At 61.8% G+C, this 16,973-nt stretch carries 16 protein-coding genes; 4 read left to right on the top strand and 12 right to left on the bottom strand.

Annotation, left to right across the window (positions count from 1 at the left end; translation table 11 throughout):
* A partial coding sequence (locus R3217_08165; GenBank protein MDX1455412.1) for a DUF4442 domain-containing protein occupies positions 1–197 on the top strand: 197 nt, incomplete at its 5' end.
* 63 nt (positions 198–260) lie between these two features.
* Here the strand turns inward: R3217_08165 and R3217_08160 are convergent.
* From R3217_08160 to R3217_08150, 3 genes are all read right to left on the bottom strand, one after another.
* Positions 261–1,640 carry a TIGR00366 family protein gene (locus R3217_08160; protein MDX1455411.1) on the bottom strand — a complete coding sequence of 460 codons (1,380 nt, stop codon included), beginning with the start codon at positions 1,638–1,640 and terminating at the stop codon, positions 261–263.
* A 71-nt stretch (positions 1,641–1,711) separates the two neighbouring features.
* Positions 1,712–3,637 carry a M2 family metallopeptidase gene (locus tag R3217_08155; protein MDX1455410.1) on the bottom strand — a complete coding sequence of 642 codons (1,926 nt, stop codon included), beginning with the start codon at positions 3,635–3,637 and terminating at the stop codon, positions 1,712–1,714.
* A gap of 346 nt (positions 3,638–3,983) precedes the next feature.
* The gene (locus tag R3217_08150) at positions 3,984–5,570 is read right to left on the bottom strand and encodes a peptide MFS transporter (GenBank protein ID MDX1455409.1); all 1,587 of its coding nucleotides are present in this window, start codon (positions 5,568–5,570) and stop codon (positions 3,984–3,986) included.
* A gap of 258 nt (positions 5,571–5,828) precedes the next feature.
* On the opposite strand from R3217_08150, the gene R3217_08145 reads away from it, so the two are divergent.
* Both R3217_08145 and R3217_08140 read left to right on the top strand, forming a co-directional pair.
* Positions 5,829–8,801 carry a pitrilysin family protein gene (locus R3217_08145; GenBank protein MDX1455408.1) on the top strand — a complete coding sequence of 991 codons (2,973 nt, stop codon included), beginning with the start codon at positions 5,829–5,831 and terminating at the stop codon, positions 8,799–8,801.
* 128 nt (positions 8,802–8,929) lie between these two features.
* A complete protein-coding gene (locus R3217_08140) occupies positions 8,930–10,039 on the top strand; it encodes a hypothetical protein (GenBank protein ID MDX1455407.1) in 1,110 nt (369 codons plus the stop codon).
* A gap of 78 nt (positions 10,040–10,117) precedes the next feature.
* On the opposite strand, the gene tatC is transcribed toward R3217_08140, so the two are convergent.
* The 7 genes from tatC to dtd all read right to left on the bottom strand — a co-directional run bounded on the left by tatC (position 10,118) and on the right by dtd (position 14,106).
* The gene (gene tatC, locus R3217_08135) at positions 10,118–10,894 is read right to left on the bottom strand and encodes a twin-arginine translocase subunit TatC (protein MDX1455406.1); all 777 of its coding nucleotides are present in this window, start codon (positions 10,892–10,894) and stop codon (positions 10,118–10,120) included.
* Positions 10,887–11,117: a Sec-independent protein translocase protein TatB gene (gene tatB, locus R3217_08130; protein MDX1455405.1), complete on the bottom strand. Its 231-nt coding sequence runs from the start codon at positions 11,115–11,117 to the stop codon at positions 10,887–10,889. Before tatB ends, tatC begins: the two co-directional genes overlap by 8 nt.
* A gap of 13 nt (positions 11,118–11,130) precedes the next feature.
* Positions 11,131–11,352, bottom strand: coding sequence for a Sec-independent protein translocase subunit TatA (gene tatA, locus R3217_08125; GenBank protein ID MDX1455404.1), 222 nt, complete (start codon positions 11,350–11,352; stop codon positions 11,131–11,133).
* A gap of 42 nt (positions 11,353–11,394) precedes the next feature.
* Positions 11,395–12,165, bottom strand: a complete 771-nt coding sequence (locus R3217_08120) for an imidazole glycerol phosphate synthase cyclase subunit (GenBank protein MDX1455403.1) — start codon at positions 12,163–12,165, stop codon at positions 11,395–11,397.
* A gap of 33 nt (positions 12,166–12,198) precedes the next feature.
* Entirely contained in the window at positions 12,199–12,915 is a 717-nt protein-coding gene (locus tag R3217_08115; protein ID MDX1455402.1) for a HisA/HisF-related TIM barrel protein, read from the bottom strand.
* 11 nt (positions 12,916–12,926) lie between these two features.
* On the bottom strand, positions 12,927–13,532 hold the full coding sequence (gene hisH, locus R3217_08110; protein MDX1455401.1) for an imidazole glycerol phosphate synthase subunit HisH: 606 nt from the start codon (positions 13,530–13,532) through the stop codon (positions 12,927–12,929).
* 112 nt (positions 13,533–13,644) lie between these two features.
* Positions 13,645–14,106 (bottom strand): D-aminoacyl-tRNA deacylase, encoded by a 462-nt coding sequence (gene dtd / locus R3217_08105; protein MDX1455400.1) that lies wholly within the window; start codon positions 14,104–14,106, stop codon positions 13,645–13,647.
* Positions 14,107–14,457: 351 nt separating this feature from the next.
* On the opposite strand from dtd, the gene R3217_08100 reads away from it, so the two are divergent.
* Positions 14,458–15,573, top strand: a complete 1,116-nt coding sequence (locus tag R3217_08100) for a TRAP transporter substrate-binding protein (protein MDX1455399.1) — start codon at positions 14,458–14,460, stop codon at positions 15,571–15,573.
* A 103-nt stretch (positions 15,574–15,676) separates the two neighbouring features.
* Here R3217_08100 and R3217_08095 read toward each other — a convergent pair whose 3' ends face one another.
* Both R3217_08095 and R3217_08090 read right to left on the bottom strand, forming a co-directional pair.
* Positions 15,677–16,036 (bottom strand): cupin domain-containing protein, encoded by a 360-nt coding sequence (locus tag R3217_08095; GenBank protein ID MDX1455398.1) that lies wholly within the window; start codon positions 16,034–16,036, stop codon positions 15,677–15,679.
* A 10-nt stretch (positions 16,037–16,046) separates the two neighbouring features.
* The coding region (locus tag R3217_08090; protein ID MDX1455397.1) for a TRAP transporter large permease subunit at positions 16,047–16,973 on the bottom strand (927 nt) is incomplete at its 5' end.

Genomic DNA, 16,973 nt, shown 5'->3' with positions numbered 1-16,973 from the left:
GGATGAACATCCGCTATGTCTCGCTGCTGGAAGGCGACCTCGAGGCCACGGCATCGGTCGATGTGGCAGATCGCCAGCGCATGCAGCAGGACGAGCGCGGCGACACGGTGGTCAGCGTCGTGCTGACCGATTCGGCCGGCAGTCATCCCGTCGACTGCCGCATGGAATGGGCATGGATTCCGAAGCAGAAAGGGTGAATGGCGGGCCTCACGAAAAAGCCCCGCGGCTGCGGGGCTTTTTCGTGACTTGATCGCGATTGCCTACTGGTAACCGATCGCCACGGCCACCACCAGCGCGATCGAACCTGCGACCAGGAACTTCACGATCAGCGGCCAGATGAAACGGAACCAGCGATCGTAGGGAATGCCGCAAATGCCGAGAATGCCCATCAGGACGGCATTGGTCGGCACGATCATGTTCATGAAGCCGTCACCCATCTGGTAGGCCAGCACCGCCACCTGGCGAGACACGCCGATGAGATCGGAAATCGGCGCCATCAGGGGCATGGTGACGTAGGCCTGGCCGGAGCCGGACGGTATGAAGAAGTTCAGGATGGACTGGATGAACAGCATGCCCACCGCCGAGGCATGAGCACCGACTTCTGTCAGCGGCGCGGCGAGCGCATTCACGACCGTGTGCAGCACCTGGCCGTCTTCCAGCAGCAAGGCGATGCTGCGAGCAAAGCCGATCAGCAGCGCGGTGCCCGTCAATTCGGCGGCACCGGCAGTGAACGTCTTGGCCGTGTCGTCCAGGCTCATGCCGGCCAGGAATGCCACGACCAGGCCAAGCGCCACGAACGCGGCACCCAGCTCGATGAAATACCAGCCCTGCTGGGCGATACCCCAGACAATCACGCCGAGGAACAGGGTCGTCACCAGCAGGATCAGTTTCAGCTTGCCACTGAGTGCCGGGTACTCGCCCTGCGCCGGTGGCTGCGCATCTTCGACGTCGTGCACGAAACTGTAAGTCGCATCGGCGCGCACCTTGCTGGCGTACGACCAGACGTGATGAAACGCGATGACGAAGAAGGGGATGAACAGCGCCGTGCGGAATTCCCAACCCGAGACCGGCTGCAGTTCCGCGACTTCCTGGGCCACCAGCACGGTGAAGGGATTCAACATGGCCACGCCATAGCCCGTGCCATAGCCGACGACCATGATGGCCACCGCCGAAATGGTGTCCATGCGCATGGCGACGCACAAGGTGATCAGCACGGCAACCAGCGGAATGTATTCCTCGGCCATGCCGATGGTGGTGGATCCAGCCATGAATGCCAGCATGCCCATGCCGATCAGCAGCGCCGGCTGGTGACCGAAGCGGTTCAGCAACTTGCCCAGCGCGGCATCGATGACACCCGTCTTCCGCAGGATGGCCAGGGAACCACCGATCAGGAACAGGAAGAAAATGATGCCCTGGGCATCCGCCATCGCTCGCGGGATGACCGTGAACAGCGATGTCGGTGACAGTTGCCCGGCATCCTCGATGGCGTGATACGTACCGGCCACCACGACTTCACGACCATGATCGTTCACTTGCGTGTCGAAGGTGCCCGCCGGCAGGACCCAGGTGGCTGCCCAGGCCACGATCATGATGGAAAACAGCAGTACCAGCGTGTGCGGTACCTTGAAGTCCTTGATCATTTTCTTCCCCTTGTTGCGAAAACGCCCCGGTCAACAGGACCGAGGCGTCATCATTTCACTACTCGTGCGAATTACCAACCGCACTCGGAGCCCTGGTTCTTTTCGTCCAGCCAGCTCTTCAGCGGTGCGAAGTATTCCAGCAGCGGCTCGCCGGACATGTCGCGACCGCCGGTCAGCTCGGCCAGGGTGTCCTGCCAGGGCTGGCTCTGGCCGTTCGCCATCATTGCTGCAAAGCGCTTGCCCGCTTCTTCGCTGCCGAAGAAGGAGCACTGGTACAGCGGACCTTCATGACCGGCCGCATCACACAGCGCCTGGTAGAACTGGAACTGCAGGATGCGCGCCAGGAAATAGCGGGTGTACGGCGTGTTGCCCGGAATGTGGTACTTGGCACCCGGATCGAAATCGGCTTCCGAGCGTTCGACCGGCGGCGCGATGCCCTGGTACTGCGTACGCAGTTCCCACCAGCCGGCGTTGTAGCTGTCCGGTGCGATCTCGCCGTTGAATACCTTCCAGCGCCATTCGTCGATCAGCTTGCCGAAGGGCAGGAACGCGACCTTGCCGAGAGCCAGCTTCATCTGGTTGTTGATGACCGCTTCCTCGGAGCTGGCCACTTCGCCGATCAGGCCCTGCGATGCCAGGTACTCCGGCGTCATGGCCAGTTCGATGGTGTCGCCAATGGCCTCGTGGAAACCGTCATGCGCGCCGTTCTGGAAGATCGGCTCCTGCACGTTGTAGGCAAGGTCGTAATAGAGGTGACCCAGCTCGTGGTAGACGGTCTTCAGGTCTTCGAGGTTCGGCTCGATGCACATCTTGATGCGCACGTCACCCTGCATGTCCATGTCCCAGGCAGACGCATGGCAGACCACGTCACGGTCACGCGGCTTGATGAACTGCGAATTGTCCCAGAAGGAGTCCGGCAGCTCGCCCATGCCCATGGACTTGTAGAAATTCTCCGCCGAACGGACCATCTCCAGCGCGATGAACATGTCCGCGTCGTACTCGGCATCGGCCAGCTCCTTGATCGACGCATCCTCGCCCAGCGCGGACTTCAGTTCGTCTTCCTTCGCGTCGCGGCGACGCTCGAGCTCGGCCGAAACGTCGAGGCTGGACACGCCCTGGTACGGCTCGACGATCGGATAGATGTTGCCCCACTCCTGCGACCACATGTTGCCCAGCAGGTGCGCCGGAATCGGTTCGCCGGCCGGCACCTTGTCGGCGCCGTATTCCGCAGCCAGCTCGTTGCGCACGTAGCAATGCAGCGCATCGTACATCGGCTTCACGTCGGACCAGAGGTCGGCCGCAACCCGGGTGAACTCGTCGGCCGGCATGTCGTAACCGGAACGCCACAGCGCACCGGTATCGGCAAAGCCAAGCTCGTTGGCACCGTCGTTCATCAGCTCGACGAACCGCACGTACTTGTCACGCATGTCAGGCGAGATCGTGCGCCAGCCCACCCAGGCTTCCTGCTTGGCCTCGAAGCTGGCATTCGGATCATCGATGATGTTCTCGAGCTCGCCGAGGCTGAGGCACTTGCCATCTTCACCTTCCGGGCAGTACTTGCCGGCGCCGTACATCGCCGACAGCGACGTGGAAATCTCCGCCAGCTCGGCAATCTTTGCATCTTCGGAGGGCGACGGCATGGTGGCGCCGATCTGGATCAGGCGCATGGCGCGGGCCGTCTCACCGTCGAGGTCGAGATCGTTGAACTGCTTGGAGTCCTCGACCAGCTTCGATGCGTACTTGAGGCTTTCCTCACCGACCTTGGATGCCAGCAATTGCGTGTCCGGCGTGATGTAGGTGGACGCCAGCCAGTAGGTCTTGGCATCCGGGCCGATGGTCTCGCGGACATGTTCGTTGTGCGCGGCGATGAATGCTTCTGCATCGGCCACCGTCACTGCCTTGTCGGCACTGTCAGCCTGCTGTTCGTTCGCGCCGCCACAGGCGACCAGCAAGGTCGTCAGCGAGGCCAGCGTCGCCATCTTGAATAATTGAGTCATGCGTCTGTTCCTTGTGGTTTTCCGCAGTGCGTCGCACGCCCTGCACGGTATGCCTTTCTCGCGCGCCACCCAGCCGGTCGGGGTGGTCGCAAAGTGTTCGAGTGTAGGCGAGCCCCGTGGTCGTCACAATACCGCAGCGTGCGGCCTGCATCCCATTTCCAGGCCTGCGTGGCCCATAAAAAAACCGCCCGGCAAGCCGGGCGGTTTTTCATAGATCGGTGGACTACATCCGGGATTCACAGGCAGCTCCCTAAACAACCGTGATTCCCGGTGCACCCACCAGAAAAAGCATCAATGCGCTGCCGATTGTAACCAAATCTGCAGCGATTTCTAGTTTCCTCTGCGGTCAGCGTATGTTACCGATCCAGCCCTTGATGGGCTTGCTGAACACGGCATACAGGACACCGCAACCGGCAAAGAACAGGAACAGCGACCAGAAGTTCGGCGGCATCGCCTCCAGGCTGTCAGCCGCACCCTCTTCTGCCGACAGGAAGCCTGCCAGCAGGCCGGCAACCAGGTTGCCCATCGCCGTACCGACAAACCACATGCCCATCATCTGCGAGGTATACCGCTGCGGCGCCAGCTTGGTCACCGCACTGAGCGCCACCGGGCTGAGGCACAGCTCGGCCGTGGTGTGCAGCAGGTAGGTCAGCATCAGCCATGTCGGCAGCACCTTGCCGCCGGCGCCTTGCGAAACCAGGATCGTGGCCGCAAAGAACATGACCAGGAAGCCAAGACCCAGCTGGAACATCGCGAGCGCGAACTTGCCGGGAATCGAAGGCTCCCAGTTGCGACGCGCCAGCGCCACCCAGAACCAGGCAAAGAACGGTGCGAAGATCAGGATGAATGCCGCGTTCAGGGACTGGTACCAGCCCGCCGGATGCTCGAAGCCGAAGAACTCGCGCTGGGTGAAGCGTTCGGCGAACAGGTTGAACGAGGAACCGGCCTGCTCGAAGCCGGACCAGAAGATGGCCGCACCGATGAACAGGGTGATGATCACGAACACGCGCTTGCGCTCTTCGGTGGACAGGCCACCGAAGAAAATGACATAGCCGAAGAAGGCCACGGCTGCACCCAGGATGATCCAGGTCGTCCAGGTGGCGAAGGCCTGCGGATCGATGGTGATCGCCCCGGTCAGCGCCATCAGCACCACGCCGGCAAGTACGACACCGCCGATGATGACCGCCAGCCAGTTGCGCTTCATCGACGTTTCGCTGGGCACTTCGCCCGCCTTGGTATGCGGATGCCTGCCCGCATCACCGAGGTGGTGCAGCATGTACTTGTACTGGATCAGGCCGAGCACCATGCCGACACCCGCGGCACCGAAGCCGTAGTGCCAGTTGACGTTCTCGCCGAGGAAGCTGCAGACCAGCGGACCCAGCATGGCGCCAAGGTTGATGCCCATGTAGAAAATGGTGAAACCGCCATCACGACGGGCGCCGCCTTCCGGGTACATGTCGCCGACGATGGCCGACACGTTCGGCTTCAGCAGGCCGGTACCGATGACAATGAACACCAGGCCGAGGAAGAATGCCGAAGTCTCGAGCGACATGCGGAACTCTTCGCTGAACGGACCAAACCAGTCGTTGAGCAAGGGCGCGGCCATGGTGAAGTGACCGATGGCGATGATGATGCCGCCATACCAGACAGCCTTCTGCTGGCCCAGCAGGCGATCCGCCATCCAGCCACCCGGCAGGGCGAACAGGTAGACCGCCGCCGTGTAGATGCCGTAGATCGCCGTTGCCGTCGCGTCATCGAGGCCGAAACCGCCACCGCCGCCTTCGACAATGGCTGCGGTCATGAAAAGCACCAACAGGGCGCGCATGCCATAGAAGCTGAAACGCTCCCAGAGCTCGGTAAAGAAGAGTGTAAACAGGCCCTTCGGCTGTCCCATCCAGGTACCGGAATTCGGCACACCTACGTTGCTGTTCATCGGAATTCCCCAGAAATTGTGCGTTATCAGGTTAAATCAGCGCCCTAGCATTCCTGCTTTGCCCGCCTAGGTCAACACGGCATTTTGTGGCACAGGTCGTGTTTTTCACCCTTGTACAGGGGGTATTTACCGGTGAGATGGCCTTTTTTTCCGCAGTGCGGCTTGCTGCGTCGCGGCCTCACACCTTATAAATGCAAATTCGGTCAATTTGGAGGGGGTTCCAGGATGATGCGTATCGCATTTCTTTCGCTATTGGTAATGACAACAACCTTGCTCGGCTGCAGCCAGGATGATGGCAGCAACAAGCAAGCCGCCAAGGTCGACGCAGGCAGCACCGATGCCACGCCGCAACCTGGTTACGAACACGCCGAAAAGCGAACCGTGCCCGGCATTTTCAGCCAGGACCATCTTTATGGAACCTTGCCGAACGGGCTGCGCTTCATCGTGGTTCCCACCGATTACCCGGATGTCGTCTCCATGCAGATCGCCATGCAGACCGGTTCGCGCAATGAAGTCGAACCGGGCAAGTCCGGCTTCGCACACTTCTTCGAACACATGATGTTCCGCGGTACCGAAAACTATTCGCAGGAGGAATACCAGGCCATCCTCAAGAGCATCGGCGCGGACACCAATGCCTACACATCCGATGACCTGACGAACTACTACCTGGACTTCACCAAGGAAGATCTCGAAACGGTGATGGAAGTCGAAGCAGATCGCTTCCAGAACCTGCAGTACACCGAGGACCAGTTCCGCACCGAAGCGCTGGCCGTCAAGGGCGAGTACCTCAAGAACTCGGCCAACCCGATCCGGCAGCTGATCGAAGAGCAGCGCAAGATCGCCTACGACACCCATACCTACCAGCACACCACCATGGGATTCTTCGAGGACATCGAGCAGATGCCCGAGCAGTTCGACTACTCGCACGAATTCTTCAAGCGCTGGTACCGGCCGGAATTCGCCACCCTGGTAGTGGTCGGTGACGTCGATGCGCGCGAGACCTACCAGCTGATCGAAAAGTACTGGGGTGCGTGGACTGTCGAGGGCGAGAACAACGTCGAGATCCCGCAGGAACAAGGCAGCAAGGGACCACAGTATTCGCACATCACCTGGCCATCACCGACCCAGCCATGGGTTTCGGTTTCCTTCCGCGGCCCGGCCTACGACCCGACCGAAAAAGACATGGCGGCCATCGACCTGATCTCCGCGATCTATTTCTCGTCCAACTCGGAGATCTACCGCGACCTGGTGATCGACAAGCAATGGGCCACGAGCATCGGCGCGTATTTCCCGAACCGCAAGGATCCAGGGCAGCTGATGGTCTACGCCCAGCTGACCGATGAAAAGCACGGTCGGGCTGTCATGGATCGCATGCTCGAAGCCCTGCAGCAGGCTCGCACCGAGCTGGTCGATGCCGACAAGCTTGCCGACACCCAGTCGAATCTCAAGTACGGCTTTGCCAACAACCTGGACAACTCCAGTGCGATCGCATCGACCCTGGCAAGCTACAGCCACTTCACGCGTACGCCGGTCAAGACCATCAACAACGCCTACGAGCAGTACGGCAAGCTGACGGCGGAGGACATCCGGGCGCATGCGAACGAATATTTCACCGACGATACGCGGGTGATCGTGACGCTGTCGGCTTCCGAAAGCATGGCGGGCATGAACGATGTTCCGCTGCTTGACGACATGGTTGCCGCCGCGGAAATGGAAAGTGCCGCCCAATCGGGTGGCTCGACAGATGCCTGGAGCGTTACGGCATTCCGTGATGCCGTCATGGGCAGCAAGAGCCGACCAGGCAAGGTTTCGATGGTCGAGATGCCCGGCAACTCGGACCTCGTCAACGTCAGCTGGCTGTTCAATGTGGGTGCTGCGCGCGATCCCGAAGGCAAGAAAGGCCTGGCCGAGCTGACGGCACGAATGATTGCCTCCGGTGGTTCCGAGTTCCACGACATCAACGCCATCACCGAGGCGTTCTATCCGATGGCTGCCGGCTTCGGCAGCCAGGTAGGCAAGGAGATGACCCGCTTCAGCGGCACCGTGCACAAGGACAACCTGGACCGCTGGTATGCCATTGCTGCCGAGCAGTTGCTTGCACCGGGCTGGCGCGAAAGTGATTTCCAGCGCATCAAGCAGCAGTTGCTGACCACGATCAGCGACGGCCTGCGTGCCAATAACGACGAGGAATTTGCCAAGGAGGCGATGTACGAGTTCATCTACGGGGACGAGCATCCCTACGGGTCGCTGACACTCGGCCACCTGTCGGACGTCAAGGCCCTGACACTGGATGACGTGAAGCTTTTCTACGCCAAGCATTACACACCGCAGAACCTGACCGTCGGCCTGGCCGGTGGTTACAGCACTGCCTTCCGGGACCACTTGCTGGCGGACCTCACTGCGCTGCCGAATGGCGACGAGACCCAGCTGGCCCTCCCTGAAGCACCGGCGATCGACGGTCGCCAGGCGATGATCATCCAGAAGGAAACCCAGCCGGTCGCCGTTTCCTTCGGCTTCCCGATCGACCTGGTGCGTGGCGACGACGACTGGGTGGCGCTGTGGCTGGTGCGTTCCTGGCTGGGCGAGCACCGCTCTTCGAACAGCCATCTCTACCAGCGCATCCGTGCAACCCGCGGCATGAACTACGGCGACTATGCCTATATCGAGTACTTCCCGCGCGGCATGTTCACCCAGAGCCCCGTGCCGAACGTGGCTCGCCAGCAACAGATCTTCCAGGTCTGGCTGCGGCCGCTGCGCTCGAACAATGACGCTCACTTCGCGACGCGCGTGGCGCTGTACGAGCTCGACAAGCTGCTCGAAAACGGCATGAGCGAGCAGAACTTCGAGGCAACCCGGGACTTCCTCGACAAGTACGTGGCGCAGATGGTCGCGTCCCAGGGACGGCAGCTGGCGTACATGCTCGACTCGAGGTTCTACGGCATCGACGCCTTCGCCGACTACGTCAGGGCCGGCCTGCAGAAGCTGACCCTGGAGGACGTCAATCGCGTGATCGGCGAGCATCTCCAGACCGAGAACATCAAGTTCGTGTTCATCAGCAACGATGCCGAGGACCTGAAGGCGCGCCTGGTCGAGAACCGGACGTCACCGATGACCTACCAGGCCCAGCAACCCGAGGAACTGCTTGCCGAAGACCAGGTCATCCAGGACCTGGATCTGAAATTCTCCTCGGAAGCTGTCACCATCGTGCCCGCCGAAGCGATCTTCGATTGAGCGGGCACCGGAGAAGGAACGGCGGCGGCCGGGCTGGCCGACTTTGACGGCAGTCCGGCCGCTGATTCGACATGACAGGTGATACTGAAATCACTGGAATACATCAGACTTGAAAGGGGGTAGACACCATGAAAACACGCACTCTAGCGCTGGCAGCCGTAATGCTGGGCATTGCCGGCACGGCGACGGCGGGCGATACCCGCACCCAGAGCTTTGACAAGGCGCCACCCTACGCGAACATGCAGGCGCTCGGGCAGCGCCTGATGCACGGCCTGGCGTATCGCGACATGGCCGAGCAGGCGGCCAAGGACGGTATCGACCTGCGCAAGTTTTCGATCGATCCCCGTGAACGGGAATGGCTGGTACACGTACCGGCAGAACCGGCTGACAACGGCCGCTACGGCATCCTGGTCTGGCTGCCGGACGAGGATGACTTCGAGCTGCCTGCTGGCTGGGCCGACGTCCTTGACGAGCAGCACCTGGTGCTGGTCGCGCCGCTGGAGGCCGGCAACGGCGATGACCCGATTTTCATCCGTGCTGCCGCCGCACTGTTCGGCATGAACGGGGTCATTGGCGAGTTCCCTGCTGATCCGGCCCGGCTGTATGTCGGCGGGCAGGAGAGCGGCGCCATTGTTGCGGAGTCGCTGGCACTGGGCTACGGCGATGTGTTCTCCGGGGCCTTGCTGGTCGGGCCGGTTTCCATGCCGGGTGGCAATTTCCTGCCGGTGCCGGCACCAGGCGTCATCGACCAGGTCGCACAGCGCAGCCGTTTCCACCTCTTCGGCGACGACGAGGACCAGCAGGAAGCATTCACTGCGGCCATGAGCGAAAAGGTCTGCGCGAATGCGGTCGCACGCACCGAGATGGACCCGGATGACGAACTGAGCGGCGAACAGCTTGCTGCCGGCATCGACAGCCTGAGCGGAGCGCCGCGACCGGAATCCCTGGATTGCGTGCTGGCCAGGCAGAACGCCGCGCGAGCCGGGATCAAGGAAGTCGAAGCACTCGTCCAGGAAACCGACATCCGGGAAGCCTACCAGCGGATGTTCGACGTGCACATCGAGTACGGCGCCATCGTCAATGACCGCATCTTCCAGCTCAATGACATGATGAAGACCGAGTTCGCAGAGGATTACCTTCGCGCCCAGGAGAAGTTCCAGCGCGGCGGACAGTTGTCGAACACGCAGAAGAACGAATACCTCGAGTATGAAGGCAGCTCGTCGAGCGGTGGCGAGTAAGCCTCGTCGATCAAACAACCCGGAACAGAAAACGGACCGCATGCGGTCCGTTTTTTTTAATCCGTGTATGCGCGTCGTTCAGGCATCTTCTTCCGATCTCGCTTCGCGTTCTGCCTTTCTTTGCGCTTCCACTTCCTGCCAGCCGCTGACCAGCCAGCGCGACATCAGGATGCCGATCTCGAACAGGACATACATGGGCAGGGCCAGCAGTGTCTGCGAAATGACATCGGGAGGCGTCAGGAACATGCCGATGACAAAAGCACCGAGCAGCACGTACGGTCGTTTCTCCGCCAGCGCCGACGGCGTGGTGACACCGGCCCAGACCAGCAGCACCGTAGCCACCGGCACCTCGAAGGCCAGGCCGAAAGCAAAGAACAACGTCAGCACGAAATCCAGGTAGGCGCTGATGTCGGTCATCATCGACACGCCCTCGGGTGTCACCGCCGTGAGGAAACGGAACACCAGCGGAAAGACCACGAAGAACGCAAAGGCGATGCCGGCGTAGAACAGCACGATCGATGACAACAGCAGGGGAATGAAAAGTCGCTTCTCCTGGCGATACAGCCCTGGCGCGATGAATGCCCAGACCTGGAACAGCAGGAACGGCATGCCGATGAAAATCGCCGCCACGAACGCCAGCTTGAAAGGGGTCAGGAACGGCGTGGCGACATCGGTCGCGATCATGTTGCTGCCTTCGGGAAGGAAGGCCAGCAAGGGTTGTGACAACAGGGAGAAGAGCTCGCTGGCGAAGAAGGCCAGGCCGCAGAACAACAGCAGGATGACGGCAAAGCCCCGCAGCAAGCGACTGCGAAGTTCCTGCAGGTGGGCGAGCAGGCTGCTGGGCGAATCAGTCATCGCCTGGCTGCTCGCGTTTCGAAGCGGCCTCATCGGAACGTTCGCCACGCTCCGCGCTGTCGACCTCGCGTTCCAGTTCGGTCCGGATCGCGGCCGTCATCGAACGCGCCCGCGCAGCCAGCCGGCCGAGGCCGCGCATGATGCCCGGCAACCGCTCCGGTCCTGCAATCACCAGGGCGAGAATGGCGAGCAGCGCCAGTTCGCTGAAACCGACATCGAACATTCAGGAAGTCCGCTCAGTTCGACTTGTTGCCGTCGCCGTCATCACCAGCGTCATGTCCAACGGACTTTTCGCTCGTGTCGTCCTCGGGCTTGTCGTCGCTCATGGCATCCTTGAAATTCTTGACCGCGCCACCGACATCGGAGCCGACATTGCGCAGCTTCTTCGTGCCGAAGATCACGACGACGATCAAGAGGATGATGGCAAGCTGCCAGATACTGATTCCACCGAAACCCATGCTGCACTCCTGCTGTCCTGAAGCTGACCGATTCCCGGCCGGTCAGTCCGCCCCGCGCCTGATCGGCACGCCTCGGGCGGCGAGAAAATTCTTCACGTTGCCGATATTGTACTCTCCCGAGTGAAAAATGCTGGCAATCATCACACCGTCAGCCAGCCCGTCGGCAAGGGCTTCCTCGACATCTTCCGGGCGACCCGCGCCACCCGCCACCACCAGCGGCACGGAGACGATATCGGCCATGGTCTCGACCAGCTGCTGGTCGAAGCCTTCCCGACCCCCATCCTGGTCGAGACTGGTCACCAGGATCTCGCCAATGCCGTAATCGGCCAGCTGCTGCACCCATGCCCGGGCATCGAGACCGCTGGACTTCCGGCCGCCGTGGGTGACCACTTCCCACGGCCGGTCCTCGCTGCCGGTACGGCGCACGTCGACCGCGCCGATCAATGCCTCCGAGCCGAACTTCTCCACGCACTCGGTCACCAGTTCCGGCTTCAGCACGGCGGCCGTGTTCAACATTACCCGGTCGGCGCCGGCGGTCAGCATGCGCTTGACCTCCTGCGCATCGTGGATGCCACCGCCCGCGGTCACGGGGATGAAGACCTGCTCCGACACCGCGCGCAGCACGTCGTCCAGCACGTCTCCGCGCTGGCTGGAAACATCGATGAAGGCGATTTCGTCCGCACCCTGGGCCTCGTAAGCACGCGCCACCATGACCGGATCGGCACTGTCCTCGACTTCGCCAAGTTCGACGCCTTTCACCACGCCGCCCTTGGCAATGTCGAGCACCGGAATGATGCGTCGGCACAGGCTCATGCTGGCTGTCTCAAGGCAACACGCAAGACCATGTCAACTGGCATCCTCGACCAGGCGCATCGCTTCGGCGTAGTCGATGCCCTTGTCCAGCGGATTGCTGACCACGATCCCGGTCACGCCGGCATCGCCCAGCTCGCAGGCCTTGGCGATGTCGTCCAGCGACTCGATGAGACCGGCAACAAACAGGTCGATGCTGACACCACCGGCAATATCCTTGATGGTCGGCACGTCAGTGGATGCCGGGTGCTCCTTCTCGTCGACCTCCTGGTAGACCAGGCCGTCCACGCCGTCCTCCTGGAAATGTTGCGCCAGGTCGACGATGTCGTGATTGCTGAGCTTCGAGTGCGATTCGCTGACCGGGTGACGGTCGCGTACGTTCAGCGAATACATCACGTGACCGGGAAACTCCAGGCAAAGATCCTTCAGCACATGTGGCGTGCTCGCGGCACGTTTGCCCAGGACCACCCAGTGCACGCCGGCATCCATGTAGGACTGCACGCTCTCTTCGTCCTTGATGCCGGTGTCGACCTGCAGGGTGATGCCATCCAGCGCGTTGGCAATCCTTTCGATGGCTGCCAGCTCGCCGGGCAGCCCTTCGTTCTGGCTGGGGACATCGAGGAGGTGCAGGCGCGTCATGCCGGCATCGCGCAGCTCCTTGACCAATTCCTCCGGCCGGGCGGCATGCGAACTCTTCCCGTTCGAGGCAAGCACCTTGCCGTCCTTGAGAGAAATTGCCGGTATCAACAACATGATTGACTCCTTCAGTCCTGGTTGTCCCAGTTGATGAAATTGGCGAGAAACCGCAGCCCTTGCTTGTCACTGATCTCTGGATGGAACTGCACGCCGATGAAATTCCCATGGGCGACCATCGCCGGAAAACGCTCGCCATGCGTGGCCGTGGCAACGGTCTGCACGGCATCGCTCTCCAGCCTGACGCCATGGGCAAAGTAGAAAGGTGCTTCCTCGCTGATTCCTTCGAACAGCGGGTGATCCTGCTGTCGTTCAAGGGTGTTCCAGCCAATGTGCGGCAGGCGCACATCAAGGCTGCCATCGGCGTTCATCGGCACGGCATCGCCCGGCACCAGGTCGAGACCGGTGCTGCACATGGCCAGCAAGCCGAGATTGATGGCGAGAATCGGTTTTTCCTGCAGGTAGTCCGCAAGAATCTCCGCCATGCCAAGGCGCTGCAGCTCGGCAACGCAGGCATCGAGCTGGCCGGTTCCGGACAGCACCAGGCAATCGGCACGCTTCAGTTCGGTGGGGTCGTAACAGCGAAACACCGGTCCGCTGGGGGAAACCTTGGACAACGCCTTTTCGACAGCCTGCAGATTGCCAAGGCCATGATCGATAAGTGCGACGCGACTCATGTTAAGGGTCCGGTGTCAGGTACTTTGGTGGTAAGACAGGCTCGGCATGGCCGGGCATTCATTGTTTATGGGTCCAGTCTAGACCGGGTTCGACACCGGACGCAAAGAAGCGTCAATCGGGATTTACCTCCAGCCAGAAGGTCACTGGTCCCTCGTTCACCAACGCCACCCTCATGTTCGCACCAAACTGTCCACAGGCCACAGGATTCCAGGCCGCCCTCGCCTGCTCGCAAAGGCTGGCAAACAGCTCGTCGGCCAGGCCCGGAGCGGCCGCCGGCGTGAAGCTGGCGCGGGTTCCCTTGCGAGTATCGGCAGGCAAGGTGAACTGGGGTACCAGCAACAGGCCACCCGGCTGCCCGTCGAAACGGGCGTCCCGCAAGGACAGGTTCATGCGGCCGGCGTCATCCTCGAATACGCGGTAGGCCAGCAGGCGCTCGAGCAGCCGCACGGCCGTCGCTGGCGTGTCGTGCTTCTGGACACCCACCAGCACCAGCATGCCCGTGTCGATGCGCGCAATCTCCTCGCCACCGACCTGCACCGATGCTTCGCTGACTCGCTGCAACAAACCGATCATGCCTGCTCCTCCCGCTGTCCAAAGGCGTCCCAAGGGTCAGAAAATGCTGACATTTTCCGAGGCAGCCCACTGATAACGGGACTATACCGGCCTTGGGAGACTGGCGGGGCCTCGAATTCACAGGACATGATGTCAGGGACGAGCCGAGGGAAGGAACCGGGCCACGGATGCGCAGGACGCAGGTTCCAATGCTTTGCACTCAATCACCTCCAGCCATGAAGGCAATTACCCCGGCTCCGCCGGGGTTTTTTTTGGCCCGCCTTGCTCGCGCGACCGCGCTTGCGCTCTGCGGTGGCGCTGCTAAGGTGATGCGCATTCCCGCAGCACGACAACAACAGCAAGGGGCAAGTCATGCAACGACGTGATTTCATCAAGCGCCTGGGCGGCCTGCTGGGCCTCGGCGCCATGGCCGGCGGCGTCGCCGCTTGCGACCAGGGCAGCACCGGCAACGCACCGGCCACCAGCAACAGCAGCCAGCGCTTCAAGTGGAAGATGGTCACCACCTGGCCGCGCAATTTCCCGGGGCTGGGCACCGGCGCACAACGGCTGGCAGACACCATCACGCGCATGTCCGGGGGCCAGCTGACGGTCAAGCTCTACTCCGCGGGCGAAATCGTGCCGGCGCTGGAAGCCTTCGATGCCGTCGCGAACGGCAGCGCCGAGATGGCACACGGCGCGGCGTATTACTGGAAAGGCAAGGCGCCCTCGGCACAGTTCTTTGCCGCCGTGCCCTTCGGCATGAATGCCCAGGAAATGCATGCCTGGCTCTACCACGGTGGTGGCCAGGAACTCTGGAAAAAAGCCTATGCCCCGTTTGGCATCCTGCCCTTCGCCGCCGGCAACTCCGGCGTGCAAATGGGTGGCTGGTTCAACAAGGAAATCCATTCACCGGCCGACCTCGAGGGCCTGAAGATGCGCATCCCGGGCCTGGGCGGTGAAATACTGGAGCGGGCCGGCGGCCTGCCGGTCACCTTGCCCGGCGGCGAGATCTTCACCTCGCTGAAAACCGGCGTCATCGATGCCACGGAGTGGGTCGGTCCCTGGAACGACCTCGCCTTCGGCCTGCACGAAGCGGCGAAGTACTATTACTACCCTGGCTGGCACGAGCCCGGCTCGGTACTGGAATGCCTGGTCAACGAGGAAGCTTTCGCTGCGCTGCCGGAACACCTGCAGGCCGTGGTCGAGCTGGCCTGCCAGGCGGTGACCACCGACATGCTGGCCGAGTACACCGCACAAAACCCGGCCGCATTGAAAGCGCTGGTGGAAGAGCATGGCGTCATCCTGAAGCCCTTCCCGGATTCGGTGATGCGCCGGCTGCGCGAACTGTCGGAAGAACTGGTTGCAGAGATGGCCGCGGAGGATCCGCTGGTGGCCGAAGTCGCCGAGTCGTTCCGCAACTTCAAGGCACCGGTGATGGCCTGGCACGAAATTTCGGAGGAAGCCTTCTACAAGGCGCGCAAGGCCTGAGGTGCAGACAGCGGTTCAGTCGTTGCCATGAAGGCTGATGGCCAGGTGCTGACCAGTCGCCTTGATCACGAGATCGACGACGGTACTTCGACCAGGTATCTGATCAGATCCACCGGTCCGGCTCGGCGGTGAGCTCGCCACCGGCCTCGCCGGTGTTGATCACGCCTTTCGGTTCGATCAGCAACACCGCGCAATGCGTGGCGGCAACCGGGCGGTGCTCGACGCCTTTCGGTACCACGATCAGCTCGCCCTGCTTCACCGGCACGGTGCGATCGCGGTACTCCATCATGAACTCGCCTTCCAGCACGAAAAACGCTTCGTCGGTCTCGTCATGGCAATGCCAGACGAACTCGCCTTGCAGCCAGGCGAGCTTGAACTGGTAATCGTTCAGCTCCGCCACCACACGCGGTGACCACGTGTCTTCGATCTGCTTCAACTTGTCGGCCAGGTCGATGGGTTCCATCGCGACCTCCTCAGGACAGTGCTTCCGGCAACCAGGTCACCAGCCCCGGGAAGGCGGCGACCACGGCCAGCATCAGCAACTGGATGATGACAAAAGGAATCGCCCCACGGTATATCGCCGCGGTGCTGACGGCCTCCGGCGCAACCCCGCGCAGGTAGAACAAGGAAAAACCGAAGGGTGGCGTGAGAAAAGAGGTCTGCAGGTTCAGGGCGATCATGATGCCGAGCCACACCGGGTCCAGGCCCATTGCCAGCAGCACCGGTCCGACAATCGGCACGACAACGAACGTGATTTCGATGAAGTCCAGCACGAAGCCCAGCAGGAACATCAGCAGCATCACCAGGAATACCGCAGCAAACACGCCGCCAGGCAGCGATGACAGCAGCTCGTGTACCAGCTCGTCGCCACCCAGGCCCCGGAAAACCAGCGAGAACAATGAGGCACCGATCAGGATCAGGAATACCATCGCCGTGACCTGGGCCGTCGATTGCACCGACTCCCGCAGCACCTTGAGTCCGAGCTGGCGACGCTGGGCAGCCAGCAACATGGCGCCGGCTGCGCCGACGGCTGCCGCCTCGGTCGGGGTAGCGATGCCGGTAATGATCGAACCCAGCACGGCAATCATCAGCGCCAGCGGTGGCAGCAAGACGGTCAGCACCCGGCGTGCGAGATGCTCGGTGTTCGTCACGGCATCGGCCGGATCCGGCAATGGCATGCGCGATGGTGCAAGCCGGGAGACGCCGAACAGGTAAAGGGCATAACAGGCGACCAGCAACAGGCCGGGCAGCAAGGCGCCGAGAAACAGGTCACCGACCGACACCGTATCCACCGAGAAACGGCCCTGGTTGCGCTGTGCTTCCTGGTAGGCGGTCGACACGACATCACCGAGCAGCACCAGCACGATGCTCGGTGGAATGATCTGGCCGAGGGTGCCGGC

The organism is Gammaproteobacteria bacterium, from assembly GCA_033720895.1.
Classification (GTDB): Bacteria; Pseudomonadota; Gammaproteobacteria; order Natronospirales; family JAJUFS01; genus JAWWBS01.
Note: the sequence above shows the minus strand (reverse complement) of the source record. Positions and strands in the feature narration are given on the sequence as shown.